The 16,748-nt window shown below is 74.7% G+C and carries 17 protein-coding genes; 11 read left to right on the top strand and 6 right to left on the bottom strand.

The features are described from left to right. Positions 1 to 57: 57 nt before the first annotated feature. The 4 genes from AB0I60_RS00350 to AB0I60_RS00335 all read left to right on the top strand — a co-directional run bounded on the left by AB0I60_RS00350 (position 58) and on the right by AB0I60_RS00335 (position 2,339). The gene (locus tag AB0I60_RS00350; protein ID WP_360724539.1) at positions 58 to 483 is read left to right on the top strand and encodes an ATP-binding protein; all 426 of its coding nucleotides are present in this window, start codon (positions 58 to 60) and stop codon (positions 481 to 483) included. 262 nt (positions 484 to 745) lie between these two features. Next, a complete protein-coding gene (locus AB0I60_RS00345) occupies positions 746 to 1,210 on the top strand; it encodes a response regulator (protein ID WP_360724537.1) in 465 nt (154 codons plus the stop codon). Between the two features lie 143 nt (positions 1,211 to 1,353). Continuing rightward, complete coding sequence (locus AB0I60_RS00340; protein WP_360724535.1) at positions 1,354 to 2,046, top strand: hypothetical protein; 693 nt, start codon at positions 1,354 to 1,356, stop codon at positions 2,044 to 2,046. Continuing rightward, complete coding sequence (locus AB0I60_RS00335; RefSeq protein WP_360724533.1) at positions 2,001 to 2,339, top strand: hypothetical protein; 339 nt, start codon at positions 2,001 to 2,003, stop codon at positions 2,337 to 2,339. Before AB0I60_RS00340 ends, AB0I60_RS00335 begins: the two co-directional genes overlap by 46 nt. 106 nt (positions 2,340 to 2,445) lie before the next feature. On the opposite strand, the gene AB0I60_RS00330 is transcribed toward AB0I60_RS00335, so the two are convergent. Next, positions 2,446 to 3,120 (bottom strand): TetR/AcrR family transcriptional regulator, encoded by a 675-nt coding sequence (locus AB0I60_RS00330; RefSeq protein ID WP_360724531.1) that lies wholly within the window; start codon positions 3,118 to 3,120, stop codon positions 2,446 to 2,448. A 159-nt stretch (positions 3,121 to 3,279) separates the two neighbouring features. Between AB0I60_RS00330 and AB0I60_RS00325 the strand changes: the two genes are divergently transcribed. Further along, positions 3,280 to 4,134, top strand: coding sequence for a DUF4253 domain-containing protein (locus AB0I60_RS00325; RefSeq protein ID WP_360724529.1), 855 nt, complete (start codon positions 3,280 to 3,282; stop codon positions 4,132 to 4,134). Positions 4,135 to 4,267: 133 nt separating this feature from the next. Beyond that, entirely contained in the window at positions 4,268 to 5,134 is an 867-nt protein-coding gene (locus AB0I60_RS00320) for a hypothetical protein (protein ID WP_360724527.1), read from the top strand. Between the two features lie 241 nt (positions 5,135 to 5,375). Here AB0I60_RS00320 and AB0I60_RS00315 read toward each other — a convergent pair whose 3' ends face one another. Together AB0I60_RS00315 and AB0I60_RS00310 are read right to left on the bottom strand one after the other, a co-directional pair. Then, positions 5,376 to 7,979, bottom strand: coding sequence for an exo 1,3/1,4-beta-D-glucan glucohydrolase (locus tag AB0I60_RS00315; RefSeq protein WP_360724525.1), 2,604 nt, complete (start codon positions 7,977 to 7,979; stop codon positions 5,376 to 5,378). A gap of 171 nt (positions 7,980 to 8,150) precedes the next feature. Further along, positions 8,151 to 8,939, bottom strand: a complete 789-nt coding sequence (locus AB0I60_RS00310; protein WP_360724523.1) for a DUF6544 family protein — start codon at positions 8,937 to 8,939, stop codon at positions 8,151 to 8,153. Between the two features lie 285 nt (positions 8,940 to 9,224). On the opposite strand from AB0I60_RS00310, the gene AB0I60_RS00305 reads away from it, so the two are divergent. Together AB0I60_RS00305 and AB0I60_RS00300 are read left to right on the top strand one after the other, a co-directional pair. Further along, positions 9,225 to 11,114: a PIG-L family deacetylase gene (locus tag AB0I60_RS00305; protein WP_360724521.1), complete on the top strand. Its 1,890-nt coding sequence runs from the start codon at positions 9,225 to 9,227 to the stop codon at positions 11,112 to 11,114. Positions 11,115 to 11,154: 40 nt separating this feature from the next. Then, complete coding sequence (locus AB0I60_RS00300) at positions 11,155 to 12,072, top strand: winged helix-turn-helix domain-containing protein (protein WP_360724519.1); 918 nt, start codon at positions 11,155 to 11,157, stop codon at positions 12,070 to 12,072. 12 nt (positions 12,073 to 12,084) lie between these two features. Here AB0I60_RS00300 and AB0I60_RS00295 read toward each other — a convergent pair whose 3' ends face one another. Continuing rightward, positions 12,085 to 12,696, bottom strand: coding sequence for an isochorismatase family cysteine hydrolase (locus tag AB0I60_RS00295; protein ID WP_360724517.1), 612 nt, complete (start codon positions 12,694 to 12,696; stop codon positions 12,085 to 12,087). 146 nt (positions 12,697 to 12,842) lie between these two features. On the opposite strand from AB0I60_RS00295, the gene AB0I60_RS00290 reads away from it, so the two are divergent. The 3 genes from AB0I60_RS00290 (at position 12,843) to AB0I60_RS00280 (ending at position 15,101) form a co-directional block, all read left to right on the top strand. Continuing rightward, complete coding sequence (locus AB0I60_RS00290) at positions 12,843 to 13,076, top strand: hypothetical protein (protein ID WP_360724515.1); 234 nt, start codon at positions 12,843 to 12,845, stop codon at positions 13,074 to 13,076. Continuing rightward, positions 13,063 to 14,487: an amidase gene (locus AB0I60_RS00285; protein ID WP_360724513.1), complete on the top strand. Its 1,425-nt coding sequence runs from the start codon at positions 13,063 to 13,065 to the stop codon at positions 14,485 to 14,487. The genes AB0I60_RS00290 and AB0I60_RS00285 overlap by 14 nt, the downstream gene beginning before the upstream one ends. Before the next feature lie 326 nt (positions 14,488 to 14,813). Beyond that, the gene (locus AB0I60_RS00280) at positions 14,814 to 15,101 is read left to right on the top strand and encodes a helix-turn-helix transcriptional regulator (protein WP_360725734.1); all 288 of its coding nucleotides are present in this window, start codon (positions 14,814 to 14,816) and stop codon (positions 15,099 to 15,101) included. A gap of 97 nt (positions 15,102 to 15,198) precedes the next feature. On the opposite strand, the gene AB0I60_RS00275 is transcribed toward AB0I60_RS00280, so the two are convergent. Together AB0I60_RS00275 and AB0I60_RS00270 are read right to left on the bottom strand one after the other, a co-directional pair. Next, positions 15,199 to 15,789, bottom strand: a complete 591-nt coding sequence (locus AB0I60_RS00275; RefSeq protein ID WP_360724511.1) for an ATP-dependent Clp protease proteolytic subunit — start codon at positions 15,787 to 15,789, stop codon at positions 15,199 to 15,201. Beyond that, positions 15,786 to 16,412, bottom strand: a complete 627-nt coding sequence (locus tag AB0I60_RS00270) for an ATP-dependent Clp protease proteolytic subunit (RefSeq protein ID WP_360724509.1) — start codon at positions 16,410 to 16,412, stop codon at positions 15,786 to 15,788. Before AB0I60_RS00270 ends, AB0I60_RS00275 begins: the two co-directional genes overlap by 4 nt. Positions 16,413 to 16,748 lie beyond the last annotated feature (336 nt).

Genomic DNA, 16,748 nt, shown 5'->3' with positions numbered 1-16,748 from the left:
GATCCGGGAAACCGTTCCGGCGGACCCCGGACAGGAGACGGACATGGCGCAGTGAACGTGGACGACCACCATCCGGCCTCCGAGGTGCAGAAGTGGGTGCTGGCGGACGGGGACAACCAGCTCGCCGAGGTGCGCCGCTGGGTGCAGCGGCTGCTGGACGACGAGGTCGACGGGGACACGCTGGGTGACGTGCTGCTGGTGGTCACCGAACTGGTGAGCAACGCCTACGACCACGGCCGGCACGCGCTGGAGGTGCGGCTGGTGCCTCCGCTGCGGCACCGCCGGCTCGTCCGGGTGGAGGTGGACGACAGCTCGTCGGAACTGCCCGTGCTGGGCCGGTCGCGGATCGCCGACACCCGGGGCATGGGACTGGTGATGGTCAACGCGCTCTGCTCGTCCTGGGGGACGTCGCCGCTGCTGGTCGGCAAGTCCGTGTGGGCGGACATCGTCGTGCCCGAGCAGCCCGGCAGGCCCGAGGGCTGAACCGCCCCGACCACCCGACTCCGCGTCCACCCCCTCGACGGGCACCGCTGCCGGCACCGTCCCCCGGGAGGGGACACCGCGCCACCCGGCCGGGTACAGTCCGGTGCCGCCTTGAGTCGACAGGGCGCGAGTACTCCGTGTCGGCTCCGGCCCCCGCCCGTCCCGCGCCTGCGCGCACGGTGGACGGCGATCGCCGGCGATGACGCGGAGACCCCCGCCGAGGCTCCCGCCCGGCGTGTCCTGCGAAGTCCCGAGGTGTGTCATGAGGTCCTTCCCCGGCGACGCCGGTCCGCCCGCCCCGTTGACGGTCCTGCTGGTCGAGGACGACCCGGGTGACGTCGTGCTGATCACGGAAGCGCTGCGCGAGCGCGGGCGCAACCCCCGCCTGCACACGGTGTCCGACGGCGCGGAGGCGGTGTCCTTCCTGTACCGGGCGGGCGAGCACTCCTCCGCGCCACGGCCCGACGTGGTCCTGCTGGACCTGAACCTGCCGAGGATGGACGGGCGGGAGGTGTTGGCGCACATCAAGTCCGACCCCGACCTGCGGTCCATCCCGGTGGTGGTGCTGACGACGTCCGACGCGACCGAGGACATCGTGCGGACCTACCAGTCGCACGCCAACGCCTACCTCACCAAGCCCGTCGACCCGGACGACTTCTCCACGCTGGTGAACCGGGTGGACGAGTTCTACCGCGACGTCGCCCGGCTGCCCCGCCAAGGCCGGTAGGCCCGACCGCCCGAATCGCGGTGCCTGGCCGCCGCGTCACCGGCCCGAGGTCGCCCCGGTCGCCGACCCGTTCCGACAGCACCGCCCCTTCTTGGTCCCTGGCCGCGTTGATTTATCGTACGCGTACCAAAGGCTGGGGGCTTATGAGTGCCCTCGACCTCGCCGAGGTGGGGGAGCGGTCCGCACCGCTGTCGGAGGGCGGTCCGGTGCCGGAACCGGGACGTGCGCGGCTGCTGCGCCCGCACGTCCCGGCCTTCGTCACTGTCGTGGCCCTGCAAGTCGTCGGCGCGCTTTCCGGGCTCGGCCACCTCCTCGACGGCGACGTGCAACTGGGCCTGCGCCTGCGGCCGGCCGCCCACCTGGGGCGCGTGCCGCTCGGCTGGTTCTCCCGGCGGCGGACGGGCGAGCCGGCCAAGGTCGTGAGCGCGGTGCACCCGTTCATCGCCCACGCCCCAGGCGGACTCGTCTCCGTGTTCGTGATGCCGGTGGCCTCGCTGGTCTACCTGCTCTCCGGCGCGGCACTGGTCGGGTCCGGCGGCCTCGCCCCGGTCGACCTCGTGCCGTTCCTGCTGCTGGGGCTCGGGCCGACCGCCCCGGTGGCCGCCCCCGGTCACGGTTTCGACGACCTTCAGGCCGCCGGGCGCGCGGTCGGCCGGATCACTGGCGTGCTGGACGAGCCGCTGCTCCCGGAACCCGCGACACCGGTCCTGCCGCAGGGCCACCGCGTCGAGCTGCGCGCGAGGTGGTCGGCGGGGTGTCGCTGTCGGTGCCGCAGGGGCAGCGGCTCGCCGTGGTCGGACCGTCGGGCGCGGGCAAGAGCACGCTGTTGCAGTTGATCGCGCGGGCGCTGCTGGAGGACGCGCCGACCGTGCTGCTGGACGAGGTGACTTCGGCGTTGGACCCGGTCAACGAGGCCGCCGCGCACGAGGGCGTCGAGCGCCTCGCGGCCGGCCGGACCGTCGTGGTGGTGGCGCACCGGCTGCGGACCGTCCGGAGCGCCGACCGGATCGCGTTCCCGGACGGCGGCCGAATCGTGGAGCAGGGCACCCACGACGAGCTGCTGCGCCGGGACGGTCGCTACGCCGGGTTCTGGGAAGCCGGCGGACACGCCCCGGCGACGCACACGTGATCCCGGGGCGGCGCGGAACAGCGCTCTCGGTGGAGGTGCCGGACAGGGCGCGTAGGGACGTCGCAGCCCCGGGGTTCGCGGCGTCGGGAGGCGCCGTGCCGGGTGGTCAGGGGGGCGGGCGGCGCGGCAGCAGGCCGTCCACCAGCGCGGTCAGCCCTTGCCGGTGGGTGTCCCGGTCGGTGATCTCCGCCCAGCGGTCGGCCACCTCGGCGAGCCGGGGGTGCGTGCCGGCCTCCAGGTCGGCGATCACCTGGTCCTGGTAGACCAGCTTGCCCGGACGGGCGCGGCGGCGTGCGCTGTTCACCCGGATGATCAGGTCGCCGACGATGTAGAACCAGACCGCGCGGTAGACGAAGACGGCCTCCTCCGGGGTGTGGCCGTAGTCCACGGCGGCCCCGACCATCACCTCCACCACCCACAGCGCCGAGGGTCCGATGAGGTCGTCGCCGGTCAGCACCTCCACGATCCACGGCCGCTCGGAGAGCATTCCGTAGAGCAGCACGGCGGCCTCCACCAGCCGTTCGCGCGGGTCGTCCGGGAACTCCGGGCGCGGCATCCGCCGGGCGTGCGCCTCCATCACGAGCAGCAGCAGCTCGTCCTTGTCGCGCACGTGGTAGTACAGCGCCATCGGCGCGCTGTCCATCTCGCGCGCCAGGCGTCGCATCGACAGCTTCTCGGAACCCTCGGCTTCCAGGATGCGGTCCGCCGCGGCGATGATCGCCTCCAGGGACAGGCGCGGTGGCCGGCCGACGCTCTTCGCCCGTGGACCCTCTACGGGCATCCGTCAACCTCCACCGCTACGAGGACCACATCCAGCGAGATGGTAGCGGCGCTGCCGGGTGCACCGCCCGGCACGCGGCGTGGCCGGTGGGTGCGCTCGGCGGCGGAACTCCGGCGAACGCGGGTCCGCCGGCCGTGCCCACCGCCTACGATCCCCGGCGTGATCACTGAACCGCCGTTGCCCGCCGACCTCCGCGCGCTGTTCGCCGGAGGTGCCGACGCGGGCCGGACGCTGTCGGTCCCGCTGCCGCCCGGACGCCCCGTGGTCCCCGGGGAGAACGGTGGCCGCGCCGCGTTCTGGCTGGGCGACGGACCCGTCCCCGAGGGGCTGTGGGCCCGGCTGCGGGCCGAGCACGCCCGGTCGGGGCTGTGGCCGCTGCTGCTGGACGCGCTGGACGACGAGGAGCCGGACTACCGGCCGTGGGGCAACGGCGAGGTGGCACCCGGCCGGATGTCCTCGCCCGCCGCCCACGACCCCGCCGCGCTGCTCGCCCGCTGGTGGGCCGAGCACACCGGGGAGGACCCCGACGACGCCCTCACGCCGGGGGAGCGGGACGCCGTGACCGCGCCCTACGGCCGGCGGTGGCCGGGGCTCGCCCCCGCGCGGCCGGTCGCGGCCGACCCCGGCCGGATCGCCGACGGCCTGGCCGAGCACATCCGGGCCGGGCACCCGACGGTGCGGCTGGGCCTGGTCGCGGCCGACCGCGCCGCCGACGCCGTGACGGCGGCCGGCTGGCTGGGACCGGCCAACTACACGCAGGACGCGGCGGAGCTGTCGGCGGTGCTGCGCAGCTGGGAGGACCGGTTCGGCGCGCGGGTCGTCGCGGTCGGCTTCGCCACCCTCCTGCTCGCGGTCGCCGCGCCACCCGCCACCCGGGAGGAAGCCGTGGCGGTGGCCGCCGAGCACTTCGCACTGTGCCCGGACAACGTCTGGCAGGACGGCGAGCCGCACACCCTCCAGGCGTACGCGGAGAGGCTGGTCGGCGACCACTCGTGGACGTTCTGGTGGGACTGAGCCCGGCGCGCTACCACCTGCGGTGCCCGGACGGGGTGCCACCCCGGGGCGGCGTGCCCGGACCCGGCCGGGCACCCTTGTCCACGGCCCCGTCACCCCCGCTGGGTCCGCAGCCACTACCGAGGACCGACACGTGACACTGCCCTACCCGCCCGACGACGACCCGGCCGCCTACCGCTACATCAACGCCGCGCTGCGCAGCCGGGACGCCGAGGCGTGGCGGCTGCTCGCCGCCGACTCCCACGTCGAGCAGACCGACCGGGTCGTGCGGGCGATGCTCGACCGGATCGCCGTCGCGCGCACGCACCGCACGGCCCAGCGCGCCAAGGCCCGCGTCCAGGCGCTCGCCGGCGAGATCTCGCAGGCCGACTACCAGCGCGACGCGGCCGAGGACGCCACCCGCGCCACCAAGACCGCCCACTTCGAGACGATGCTGCGCGAGCAGCACCGGTCGATCGCGCAGGCCGCCCGCCGGCTGCGCGGCGACGACGTCCGCGACGAGCTGACGGACCTGGTGCTCGCCCTGGGGTCCGCGATCGACGCGCACCGCGCCGCCGTGCTCGCCTCCGGCGCCGAGCCGGCCGCGTCCGACCGGGCGCTGTGGGACCGGCTGGCCGCGCTGGACGTGCCGGGCAGCGCCGGGGGCGAGGACCGCACGTCGGTGGAGGACCTGGTCCAGCGGCACGCGGCGCGGCAGGACGACCTGGGCCGCGTGCTGGCCGGCATCATCCTGGACGTGGCCGGCGACGCGACCTCGGTCCCGCGCTCCGCGCTGCTGACGGTGTGGAAGAAGACCGTCGCGCCGACCCTGGCCCCCGAGCAGAAGACCGAGTTCGCGGCCAAGGGCAAGGGCTCGCTGGCGACCGAGCGGCTCCGCAAGACGATGGGCCACCTGGAGCGCAAGGGCCTGGTCAAGCGGTCCGACTCGCCGGAGGGCCAACGCCTCGACCTGCTCGACCGCCGAGGTCTGGAGGACCTGGCCGACGGCGTGGAGCCGTAGGGACGGCCCGCCGCACCGTCACCGGCCGCTTCGCCCCCGCACCCCCGCCTTCGGCGGGGGACGCTGTTGGCGAATCCGCCCCACCGCGCTGTGCGGCGGGGCGGATTGCTGCGAAGTGGGATGTTCAGGTGCGGGGCGTCGGATTTACCCGCCACCGCCGCCACCGCGTTCACCGTCGCCCGCACGGTCTCGACCGCGAACTCCAGCCGGTTCGCCAACAGCGTCCCGTAGGGGAGCAGGGTCAGGTCAGGTCGGAGCAGGCCCGCGCGTCCGGGTCCTGGGCCGCCTTCGGCACCCAGCGGACGTTGGCGAACGACGCCTGGAACGGGCCGTCGGTGAACACCAGGAACGGGATGTTGACCTTCTCCAGGTCCAGCCCGCCCGCCGCGAAGCAGGAGACCGGGATCTTGACCGTCGACGGCCGCCCCACCGGCAGCCCGGTGAACACCCCGGTGGCGTCGACCTCCGCCACGCACGGCCACCCGCAGTGCGTGCCCAGCGCCGTCCGGTTGGTCGGCGGCCGGTGCACGACCACGTCGAACACCAGGGCGGCGTCGGCGTTGCGGTAGCCGCGCAGGTCCGCGCCGCCGGCCGGGTCCAGGAGGTAGAACTGGCCGGGCCCGGTGCCCGTCCAGGTCGCGCCCACCGCGTCACCGGGGGCGTTGACGTCCGCCGGCGCGACGGAGATGCTGCTGTGCGCTGCCGTGCGGTCGGGGCCCAGTTCGGTGCCGTCCCAGTTGTCCGGCGAGGAGATGTAGCCCCGGTACGGCGCGACGTCGCCGTCGACGAACAGCCGCAGGTCCTCGGTCGCCGTGCCGCCCCCGTCGTCGTCGCACCGGGCACCCGGCGACGTCTCGTCCAGCTGCCCGATCGTGGTGCGCTGCCACGACTTGAGCCCGTAGCCCGGCGCGAACAGCGGGTCGTAGCCCTCCTGCCCGGGGTTGAGCGGGGTCTGGCACGCGGCGCGCGGCCACGAGTAGGACAGGGTCCCGGTGAAGCCGGGGTAGGTGTGCCGCCCGCGCACCAGCAGGTCCGCGACGCCCCCGCCCTCGGTGCCGGGCAGCCACGCGGCCACGAACGCGTCCGAGCGGTTCAGCTCCTTGTTCACGTGCAGCGGCCGGCCCGACAGGTACACCGTCACGACCGGTGCCCCGCGCCCGCGCACCTTGTCCAGCACGGCCAGGTCCTGCGGGTACAGCGTGGCCGCCTCCAGCGTGCGCCTGCCGATGTCGCCGGTGCCCTCGGCGTACGGGGTCTCGCCGAGCACCGCGACCACCGCGTCGAACCCGGCCGGGTCCACGTCACCGGTCTCGCTGAACACCACGTTCCCGGCGCCCAGCACCTCGCGCAGCCCGCCGAGCACGGTGGTGCCGACGGGGAAGTCCGCGTTGGTGTTCCCGGTGCCCTGCCACGTCAGCGTCCAGCCGCCGGTCTGGTTCTGGAGGCTGTCCGCGCTCTTGCCGACCACCAGCACCTTGGCGCGCGGCTTGAGCGGCAGCACGCCGCCGTTGTTCTTCAGCAGGACCTGCGACCCGCGCACCGCCGCACGGGCGAGCTTGCGCGCTTCGAGCGCCTTCGCGGACCCGGCGTGGGCGCGGGAGGAGGGCTTCACACCGTCCAGCACGCCCGCGCGGAGCTTGACGCGCAGGATGCGGGTCACCGCGTCGTCGATGCGGGACAACGGGATGTGCCCGGCCTCGACCTGCGCGACGGTGGTGGCGATGAACTCCTTCCAGTCGGTCGGCACCACCACGACGTCGATCCCCGCGTTGATCGCCTGCGGGCAGGAGTAGTTCGAGCAGCCGGGGACCTGGCCGATGCCGTTCCAGTCGGACAGGACCAGGCCGTCGAAGCCCATCCTGCCCTTGAGGACGTCGGTGACGGCGCGCTTGCTGCCGTGCAGCTTGCCCTCGCCGATGCCGTGGTCGGCGTTGGTCCAACTGCTGTAGGAGACCATGACGGCCTGCGCACCGGCCGCCAGCGCGCCGTAGTAGCCCTGGGCGTGGGTGTTGACCATCTCGGCGACCGTGGCCGGGGTGACGCCCTGGTCCCGGCCGCGCAGCGTGCCGCCGTCGCCGATGAAGTACTTGGCCGTGGCCAGCACGTCGACCCGCCGCCGGTCCGAGCCCTGAAGGCCCTTCACGGCCTCGTAGCCGTACGCGCGGGTGATGCGGGGATCCTCGGAGTAGCCCTCGTAGGTGCGGCCCCACCGGTCGTCCTGAGGCACGGACAGGCCCGGCGCGTACGTCCAGTCCTGGCCGGTGGCGCGGAGCTGGTCCGCCGTGGCCCGGCCGATGTCGCGGACCAGGCACGGGTCGTGCGCCGCGCCCAGGCCGATGTTGTGCGGGAAGAGGGTGGCGCCGAAGGCGTTGTTGTTGCCGTGCACCGCAGTGGTGCCCCAGATCAGCGGCACGCGGGTGCGCGACGAGGTGGACGCGGCCCAGAAGGCGTCGGCGAGCGCGACCCACGTGCCGGGGGAGGCGTGCTTGTCCCCGCCCGGTGACGAGCCCGCGCCGTTGAGGACGGAGCCGATCCCGTACGAGCGCACCTCGTCGGGGGTGATCGCGGTGATCTCGGGCTGGGTCATCTGGCCGACCTTCTCGGCCAGGGTCATCGAGTTCAGGAGCGCGCGCACCCTCCGCTCGTCACCCGCGCCGGACTCGACGCGGCTGTCCACCTCCGGCCAGTCCGGCAGGACCGGTAACGACTTCTCGATCCTGGCGCACCCGTGCTCGGTGCGCGGCTCGCCCACCACCGGTCGGCCCGGGGAGGCGTGGGCCCCGGCGCTGAGGCAGCCGGCGGCGAGCACCGCCGCGAGCACGGCACCCAGGTGTCTGCGTGACATCGGAACGTCCGTTCGTCGACATGCGGCGGCATGACGGCTAGATCCTCACCAATCCACCCGACGTGGTCAAGATCGGCCGGAAGTCGTTCCAGCGCGGTCACCAGGGCGAACGGCGGCATACCGCCGGCGCTCCGGTTGCGGGAGCCCGAACGGTCCGCACCCGGTGCCCCCTCACCCGGTCGGCGGCAGGGCCGCCTGCGACCGGACCGGCGGGTGCCCGTAGGTGAGCGTGCTGTGCGAGTAGTCGAACTGGGCGTAGGCGAACGGTTCGCCGGGCAGGTGCCAGACGGCGGTGCCCCGGCGCGGCCGGACCCGGCCGGCGGTCAGCAGCCAGCCGTCGACGGGGGTGGACCAGCGGGTGCGCACCAGGCCCCCGGGCCGCAGCGCCCAGCGGTCCTCGGTGGTGAACACGCGGGGTGCGCCCCGGCCGTCGAGCTCGACCCGGCCCGTCACCGTGCGACCGAGGTCGGTCAGGGCGACGTGGTAGGCGTGCTCGCCGGCCGCCGACCACTCGACGGGCAGGGACAGCAGCATCGACGGGGCGAGCAGGAGCGCGTCGGCCAGGAACGTGGCCAGCTCGCCCGCGTCCAGCTCGGGCCCCTGCTCGTCGGTCAGGGTGAACAGGCCGAACGCGGTGGCGCGCAGCCGGCCGCGCCCTGCGCTGTAAGTGTCTTCGGCGCGCACCGGGACCACACGGCCCAGGGTGGTGCGCATCCGGAACGTGCGGGTGACCTCCGGCGCGCTGTTGCGCTGGTGGCAGCGGCACGCCGCCCACCGCCGGTCGGGGGCGGTCCGGAACCACCCGCGCAACTCCGCCTCGAACCACCGGTCGAGCGGACGGCCCACCACCCCGGCGAAGGTCAGGTGGCGTCGGACGGGGTCGGGCAGGTCGGCGATCCGGTCTTCTGCGATGACGTCGTGGTCGGTGGCGTGGTCGACCGGGAAGTCCTGGCGCTGCATGGTGTGTACCTCCGCTCCCAGCCTGGTCCGGCCGGGTCGGGGAGAGCAGAGCCGAGGGGACCGGCAGGTACGGGACCTTCGTCCCGAGGTGTGTTGGAGCGACCGCTTCGACCGGGTGGCGCGGGAGGGCCCGAGGCACATCTCCCCGGTTCCGCACACTGATAGTCCACAGTGGACTGCGAGTCGACGGCTCGCCCGGTCGGACCTCGACGCGATCGTGGTCGGGTGGCACGCTGGCTCCCGCGACGACTTCGCGTTCCGCTGTGCTCCGGGGGAGGAGAACACGTGGGAATCGGGAACTTCGGCCGTTCGGCGGTTTTCGGCGTGGTCGCGGCGCTGGTGGCCGCAACCACCCCGGCCACCGCACTGGCGGCGCCGTCCGAGCAGGTCATGCAGGTCGTGGCGCACGAGGACGACGACCTGCTGTTCATGAACCCGGACATCGACCAGTCGATCCGCAACCACGCACCCACCGTCACGGTCTTCCTGACGGCGGGCCAGATCACCGGGGACGGCGCCACCGACGAGCAGCGGGCGCGCAACCGGCAGCGCGGCATCCAGGACGCCTACGCGCGGATGGCGGGCATCCCGGACCTCGACCCGGCCGGGCAGGAGGAGTGGGCCGGTCGGGTGCTGACCGTGGCGGGCCGGACGGTCGAGCGGTACGTGCTGACCGGCCGGCCCTCCGTGCACCTGGTGTTCGTGAACCTGCACGACGGCGCGTTGGCGGCGGTGCGGGACTCCGGCGTCACCGACCACACCGTGCTGCCCGAGAACGGGCTCGTGACCCGGTCCTTCCCGTACGCGCGGGCGGACGTGGTCGCCGTGCTGGCGGGCCTGGTGGGCGTCTACCGGCCGACCGTGCTGCGGGCGCAGGACCCGTTGCCGGACCGGCGGTACACCGGCGACCACGGCGACCACGTCGCGGCGGCGAGGTTCGCCGGCGACGCGGCCCACGCGTCCGGCCTGCCGGTCCTCCAGGTGAACTACCGCGACTACAACACCGCCGACGTGCCGGTGAACCTCGACGGGCCGGCCCGTGACCGCAAGCGGGCGGTCTTCGCCCACTACCAGCGCTACGACCACGCGTTCAACCCCGGCGGCTGGCCCGACCGCATGTACTACCGGTGGGATCGCGGCACGTCGTGGGCGGGCCGCAACGCCGACGGCCGCCCCCAGGTGTTCGTGGTGCGCGCCGGGTCGGTGCACACGCACTGGCAGACGCCGCAGGGCGGGTGGGCCGGCCCGCAGGCGCTGGCCGGTGCCGGCGGACCCGTGGCGACGGCGGTCGCGGTCGGCTCCGAGGCGGACGGCCGGCTGCGGGTCTTCGCGCGGCGGCTGTCCGACCACCACCTGGTCACCACCGCCCAGGAGCGGCCGAACGGCGGGTGGTCCACCGCGTGGACCGACCTCGGCAACCCCAACGCGGGGCTGGGCAACGAGGACCAGGTCGGCGTGCCCGCCGTGGCGGCCCACGGCGACGGCCGCCTGGCGGTGTTCGCGAAGAACGGCGGCGGTGGCGTCAGCACCACCGCCCAGACCCGGCCCGGCGGCCCGTGGGGCGGCTGGGTCGACCTGTACGGGACCGACGTGCAGGACGGGGTGGCCGCCGTGACCACGCCGCAGGGCCGCATCGAGGTGTTCGCCTCGACCCGGGAGCGCGTCCTGCGCTGGTACCAGGCGCAGCCGGGCGGCGGGTTCGCCCTCGACACCGCGCTGCCGTCCCGGACGCCCGCGAGCCCGCCGTCCGCCGCCGTCTCCCGGGACGGCCGGGTCGTGGTCGCCTACCGGCTCGCCGGCACCGCCGACACCGTGGTCGTCCGCCAGGTGGCACCCGGCGGCGGCTGGCACCCGACGCCGACCGTGCTCGGCGGCCACGCGGGCGTCGGCGAACCGGCCGTGGTGTCCGCGCCACCGGGACCGGACGCCCGGATCATGCTCTTCCACCGCAACGGCGGCACGGGCGTGAGCGGCACCCGCCAGGCCGGCCCGGACGCGGGCTACCGGCCGTGGGAGGACTTCGGCGGGGTGATCGTGGACCACCCGGCGGTGACGACCACCGCCGACGGCCGGGTCGTGCTGGTCGCCATCGGCTCGGACGGCGCCCTGCACCACCGGACGCAGACCACGCGCGGCGGCGACAGCCCGTTCGGCCCCTGGACGGAGGTGGGGTAGGCCGGGTGACAAGGACGGGGTCGCTGGTGTCAGATGAACCGTGCTCCTCAGATTCGCCGTCTCGCCGCTGTGGGAGACCGTGGCGGCCCTGCGCGCGCTGACCGCGCCCGGCCGCCCGCCCGTGCACCGGCGGTGGGCCGCCTGGGCGGAGCCGCGCCTGGCCGACCTGGGCCCGGACCCGTCGCTGCTGACCGGGTTGGCGACCATGCCGGTGGTGCCCGAGTTCCTCATCCCCACGCCGGACGTCCGGTCGCTGGACATGGACACAGCGCTGCACGGGCTGCCGGAGGTCGCGCGGCCCGAGCGGGTGGCCGCCGCGCTGCCGGACGACCCGCGCGCGGGGCCGCTGCTGGACGACCGGGCCGGTGCGCTGCCGGCGGTCCTCGACCGGCTCCGGCGGGTGTACGACGCGGTGGTCGCCCCGGTGTGGCCACGGCTGGAGGGGCTGCTCCAGGGCGACATCGAGCGCCGGGGCCGGACCCTGGTGGACCGGGGCGGGCGGGCCGTGCTGGACGGGCTGCCCGGCGACGTGGGGTGGCACCCCGACGGCGCCGAGGTGCGGGGCCGGCCGGTCGTGGCGGGGGAGCGCGACCTGGTGCTGGTGCCGTCGGCGTTCACCTGGCCCGACGCCTACCTGCGCGACGGCCCGTGCCGGCTGGCCCTGTGCTACCCGGCGCACGGCTTCGGCTCGCTGTGGGACCGCCCGGCCGCGCCGGCGCGGGACGGCCTGGCGCAGCTCGTCGGGCCCACCCGGGCGCGGCTGCTGGTGGCGCTGGGGCGACCCGGCACCGTGTCGGAGCTGGCGGCGCGGCTGGGCATCACGGTCGGGGCGGTCTCCCAGCACCTGGGCGTCCTGCGGGCCGCCGGGCTGGCCGTGGGGCGCAGGGAGGGCCGGCACCTCGTCTCCCTGCGCACGGACCTCGGCTCGGCGCTGGTCGAGCGCGCGACCGGGGGGTGAGCGGCAGGCCGGCTACCGCCCCAGCTCGGCGGTCAGCTCGGCGGTGGACAGGACCCGGCCGAAGAAGGTGCGGATGGAGCGCAGGGTGGCTTCCTGGGCCGCGTCGGAGAGGGCACCGGTCGCGTCGGAGACGAACGCCACGCGGTAGTCGTGCATGTAGGCGCTGCGGGCGGTCGACTCGCAGCACGCCTCGGTCAGCGTGCCGATGATGATCACCGTGTCGACCCGGCGCAGGCCCCGGATGGTGTTCAGCACGCTGTGCAGCGGGGTGTTGTGGAACGCGTCGTAGCGGTGCTTGCGGATGACCATCTCGTCCGGGCGGGGTGCCAGCTCGTCGACGATCGCCGCGCCGTGCGCGCCGTCGCGCATCCCGGTCTGCCGGAGGCGCGGGATGTAGGCGGTCTCCAACGGGGAGACGTCGAAGCTGTCGTAGAGGATGTGCTGCGTGTACACGACCGGCACACCTGCGTCACGGCAGGTGCCGATGACGTCCTCCATGGTGGCCAGGCGCTCGCGCGCCATCGGCACGGCCATCGGGTAGCCCTCGCGCACGAAGTCGTTCTGCATGTCGATGACCAGCAGCGCGCAGGACTCCGGGTCGACGGTCCAGGGTGAGGTCGTCATGGTGCTCCTTCGCGGCGGTCGGACGTGCGGGGACGCCAACACCCGGTCCCGGCAGCCGGAACGGGGTTCGGCGGGTGCCCGGTCCGGTAGCTTCGCGTGATGCGAGGAATGTGCGTTTGTGTCGTCGTCGGGAGGGGACCAACGCGATGAGCACAGCAGAACTCACGCCGGACGAGGTGGCGCGGGAGGCGGCGCGGGCCGGCCTGCCCGCGCCGGTCGCGCAGCTCGACGGGCTCACCGTCACCGCGAACCACGTCCGGCGGGTGGTGGAAATCCTGCGCGAGCTGGATTTCGGCGACACCCCGCCGGCCATCGCCTACCACGCGCAGGACCCGCACGGCACCGACGACGGTCAGGAGCGGGCTCGTGGAGCCTTATGAGCTGACGATCGCCGCCGCCGCGAAGGAGATCGCCGCCCGGCAGCTCTCGCCGGTCGAGCTGACCCGGTCGCACCTCGGGCGGATCGAGGCCACCGACGGGCACCTGGGCGCGTACGTCCTGGTCGTGGCGGACGCCGCGCTCGACGCCGCCGCGTCGGCGGAGCGGGAGATCGTCGCAGGCCGGTCACGCGGACCGCTGCACGGCATCCCGATGGCGCTCAAAGACCTCATCGACGTCGCCGGCCTGCCGACCACGGCCAGTTCCCGCGTGCGCGAGGGGCACCGGGCCGCGCACGACAGCACCGTCGCGCAACGGCTGTCCCGGGCGGGCTCGGTCCTGCTCGGCAAGACGCACACCCACGAGTTCGCCTACGGCCTGACCACGCCCCAGACCCGCAACGCGCGGGCCGCCGACCGGGTGGCGGGCGGCTCCAGCGGCGGGTCGGCGGTGGCCGTCGCCGCCGGCCTGGCCACGTTCTCCCTGGGCACCGACACGGGCGGCTCGATCCGGGTCCCCTCGGCGCTCAACGGCGTGGTGGGCCTCAAACCCACCTACGGCCTGGTGCCCCGGCACGGCGTGACCTCCCTGTCCTGGTCCCTGGACCACGTCGGCCCCATCACCCGCACCGTCGAGGACGCCGGGCTCGTGCTCGCCGCGCTCGTCGGGCACGACCCGCGCGACCCGGCCTCGCCGGCCGCGCCCGGCCTGGCCGCCGAGCTGCGCGCCGAACCGGACGGCGACCTCACCGGGCTGCGCGTCGGCGTCCCGCGCGACTACTACTCCGAGCGGGTCGACCCCGAGGTGGCCGACGCGGTCGGTCGGGCCGTCACGCGGCTGGCCGGGCTCGGCGCCGTCCTGGTGGACGTGGACATCCCGCTGGCCCGGTACGTCCAAGCCGCCCACTGGGGCCTGATGGTGCCCGAGGCCACCGCTTACCACGAGCAGTGGCTGCGCTCGACGCCCGAGCTGTACTCGCCGGGAGTCCGCCTGCTGCTGGAGGCCGGGGAGTTGCTCTCGGCCGTCGACTACCTGCGCGCCCAGCGCGCCCGTACATTGATGCGCAGGGCGTGGGCGAGGCTGTTCGACGACGTCGACCTGGTCGCCGCGCCGACCGTGACGTGCACCGCCGTCCGCGCCGACCAGCCGACCGTGACGTGGCCGGACGGGTCGGTGGAGGACGTGGCGGCGACCTACGTCCGGTTCTCGTCCCCGGCGAACGTCGTCGGCGTGCCGGCGCTGTCCCTGCCGGTCGGCGTGGACGGTGCCGGGCTGCCCATCGGGATGCAGCTCATCGGCCGACCGCTCGGCGAGGCGACGGTGCTGAAGGTCGGCCGCGCCTACGAGGCCGTGCGAGGGGCGGGGTGGCGCGGTGACCGCGTGGAGCGGGCGGACGACTTCGCGTTGCGGTGAGGGGTGAGCACCGGCTGTCGGGCCGCGCCGGCTGTCGGGCCGCCCGCACCTCGCCGTTCCGCTGGGAGCGGAACGGCGAGGTGCGGGCGGTGGTCGGGTGCCAGGATGACCGCATGGCGGAGATCCTCCCCTTCGACCGCAACCGCACGCCCGCTCCCGGGCCCGACCGCGAGCCCGCCCGTGGCCGCGCGTCCGGCCGCGTGTCCGGGCGGGAAAGCGGGTCCGGTCGCGGGACCGGCTCCGCGCTCGGAACCGGGTCCGGTCGCGGGACCGGGTCCGGTCGCGGGACCGCATCCGGGCGGGAACGCGAACCCTCGCCGGGGCCGCTGTGGCGCGAGGCGCTGGGCCGCAGCCTGCGCACCGCGCGGGAGGAGCAGGGCGGCCGGCTCGTGGACGTCGCGGAGCGCGCCGGGATCTCGCCTCAGTACCTGTCGGAGATCGAGCGCGGGCGCAAGGAGCCGTCGAGCGAGATGATCGCCGCCGTGACCGGTGCACTCGGCGTCGACCTGGCCGACCTGCTCGTCGGCATCGCGGGCGGCATCCGGCGGACCCGCGTCGCCCCGCCTGCCCTCCACCACCGCCGCCCCGCCGGCCCCGTCCTCCTGGCCGCCTGAGCCGCCCGATCCTCCGCCCCGCCCCCGGACCTGCCGCCACCCGAACCGCCTGCCGCCCGGACCGCCGTCCCCGATCTCCCGTCGTCCGGCCCGGTGTTCAGGCCCGCTGTTCCAGGACGTGGTCCGCGAGCCCGTAGGCGACCGCGCCCGCCGCGTCGAACACCCGGTCGCGGTCGGTGTCGTGGCGCAGTTCCGCCACGTCGTGGCCGGTGTGCGCGGAGAGGATCTCCTCCAGCTGGGTGCGCACCCGGACGACCTCGTCGGCCTGGAGGATGAGGTCCGGGATCGTGCCGCGCCCCTGCGCCGCCGGCTGGTGCAGCACCACCCGGGCGTGCGGCAGCACGTACCGGTGCCCCGCGCGGCCCGCGGCCAGCAGCACCGCGCCGGCCGCGACCGCCTGCCCGATGCACGTCGTCACGACCGGGGCCTTGATGTAGCGCATGGTGTCGTACAGCGCCAGCATCGCGGACGGGTCGCCGCCCTCGCAGTTGATGTACAGGTTGATCTCGCGGTCCGCGTTGTCCGCCTCCAGGTGCAGCAGCTGGGCGATCAGCGCGTTCGCCACGCCGGAGTCGATCGCCGTGCCGAGGTAGACCACCCGCTCGGACAGCAGGTGCGAGTAGACGTCCATGATCCGCTCGCCGCCCGCGTCCCGGACGATCACGTTGGGGATGGTGTAGGTGCTCACGCGCGTGCTCCCGTCGTCTTGCCCAGTCCCAGTTCGTGCCTGCGCACGGGCACCACCTGGCCCAGCTCCCGGACCACGTGGTCGATGAAGCCGTACTCCAGCGCCTGGTCGGTGGTGAACCAGCGGTCGTGCAGGGAGTCGGCGAACACCTGCTCGACGGGCTGACCGGTGTCCTGCGCGATCAGCGCGAGCACGGTGTCGCGGGTGTGCCGCAGGTCGTCGGCCTGCACCTCCACCTCGACGGCGGAACCGCCGATGCCGGCCGAACCCTGGTGCATCAGGATGCGGGCGTGCGGCAGCGCGAACCGCTTGCCGGGCGTGCCGGCGGACAGCAGGAACTGGCCGGCGCTGCACGCCAGGCCGAGCGCGAGCGTGGCCACGTCGCACGGGACGAGCCGCATCACGTCGCGGATCGCCAGCATGGCGGGCACCGAGCCGCCCGGCGAGTGGATCCACAGCGCGATGTCCCGCTCGGGGTCCTCGCCCGCCAGGGACAGCATCTGCGTGGCGAGCACCGTGCCGTTGTCGTCGTCCAGCCCGCCGTCGAGGACCAGCACCCGTTGAGCGAGGAACCGCTCCCGCAGCCGGTGGTCGAACAGCTGCTGCCTCTCGTTGTTCGTCATGCCCCGACGATGCCGCGTCGGCGGCGCGGCCCGCCGCCGTTGCTGCTGTGAGCGGATCAGCCCACGGCGGACGGACGCGTCCGTCCACTGTGCCGCGCGGTGTCCGTCCACTGTGCTCTGCGGCCGGCCGTTACCGCGTTTTGCGTTCGGGACCGGATTCGAAACCCCACCACGCCTTCGGATGACGGCGCGGGGCCGTTCGAGCACGTCCGCGCGTGACGGCTGGTCGTCGTGGTCACGCGATCGCGTGAGCGCCGTCGCCGATGCGGTGAGTGCGCTTCCGCTCCCTCAGGTCCGGGGCGACCCTGGGGAGGTCACCGGTGGCACCGCGTTGAA

This window comes from Actinosynnema sp. NPDC050436 (genome assembly GCF_040655415.1).
Lineage (GTDB): Bacteria > Actinomycetota > Actinomycetes > Mycobacteriales > Pseudonocardiaceae > Actinosynnema.
Note: the sequence above shows the minus strand (reverse complement) of the source record. Positions and strands in the feature narration are given on the sequence as shown.

Excerpts from the sequence above, each read along its gene's own strand:
- AB0I60_RS00345 (WP_360724537.1), top strand. The coding sequence starts at position 746 with ATGAGGTCCTTCCCCGGCGACGCCGGTCCGCCCGCCCCGTTGACGGTC.
- AB0I60_RS00340 (WP_360724535.1), top strand. The coding sequence starts at position 1,354 with ATGAGTGCCCTCGACCTCGCCGAGGTGGGGGAGCGGTCCGCACCGCTG.
- AB0I60_RS00330 (WP_360724531.1), bottom strand. The coding sequence starts at position 3,120 with ATGCCCGTAGAGGGTCCACGGGCGAAGAGCGTCGGCCGGCCACCGCGC.
- AB0I60_RS00315 (WP_360724525.1), bottom strand. The coding sequence starts at position 7,979 with ATGTCACGCAGACACCTGGGTGCCGTGCTCGCGGCGGTGCTCGCCGCC.
- AB0I60_RS00310 (WP_360724523.1), bottom strand. The coding sequence starts at position 8,939 with ATGCAGCGCCAGGACTTCCCGGTCGACCACGCCACCGACCACGACGTC.
- AB0I60_RS00295 (WP_360724517.1), bottom strand. The coding sequence starts at position 12,696 with ATGACGACCTCACCCTGGACCGTCGACCCGGAGTCCTGCGCGCTGCTG.
- AB0I60_RS00290 (WP_360724515.1), top strand. The coding sequence starts at position 12,843 with ATGAGCACAGCAGAACTCACGCCGGACGAGGTGGCGCGGGAGGCGGCG.
- AB0I60_RS00270 (WP_360724509.1), bottom strand. The coding sequence starts at position 16,412 with ATGACGAACAACGAGAGGCAGCAGCTGTTCGACCACCGGCTGCGGGAG.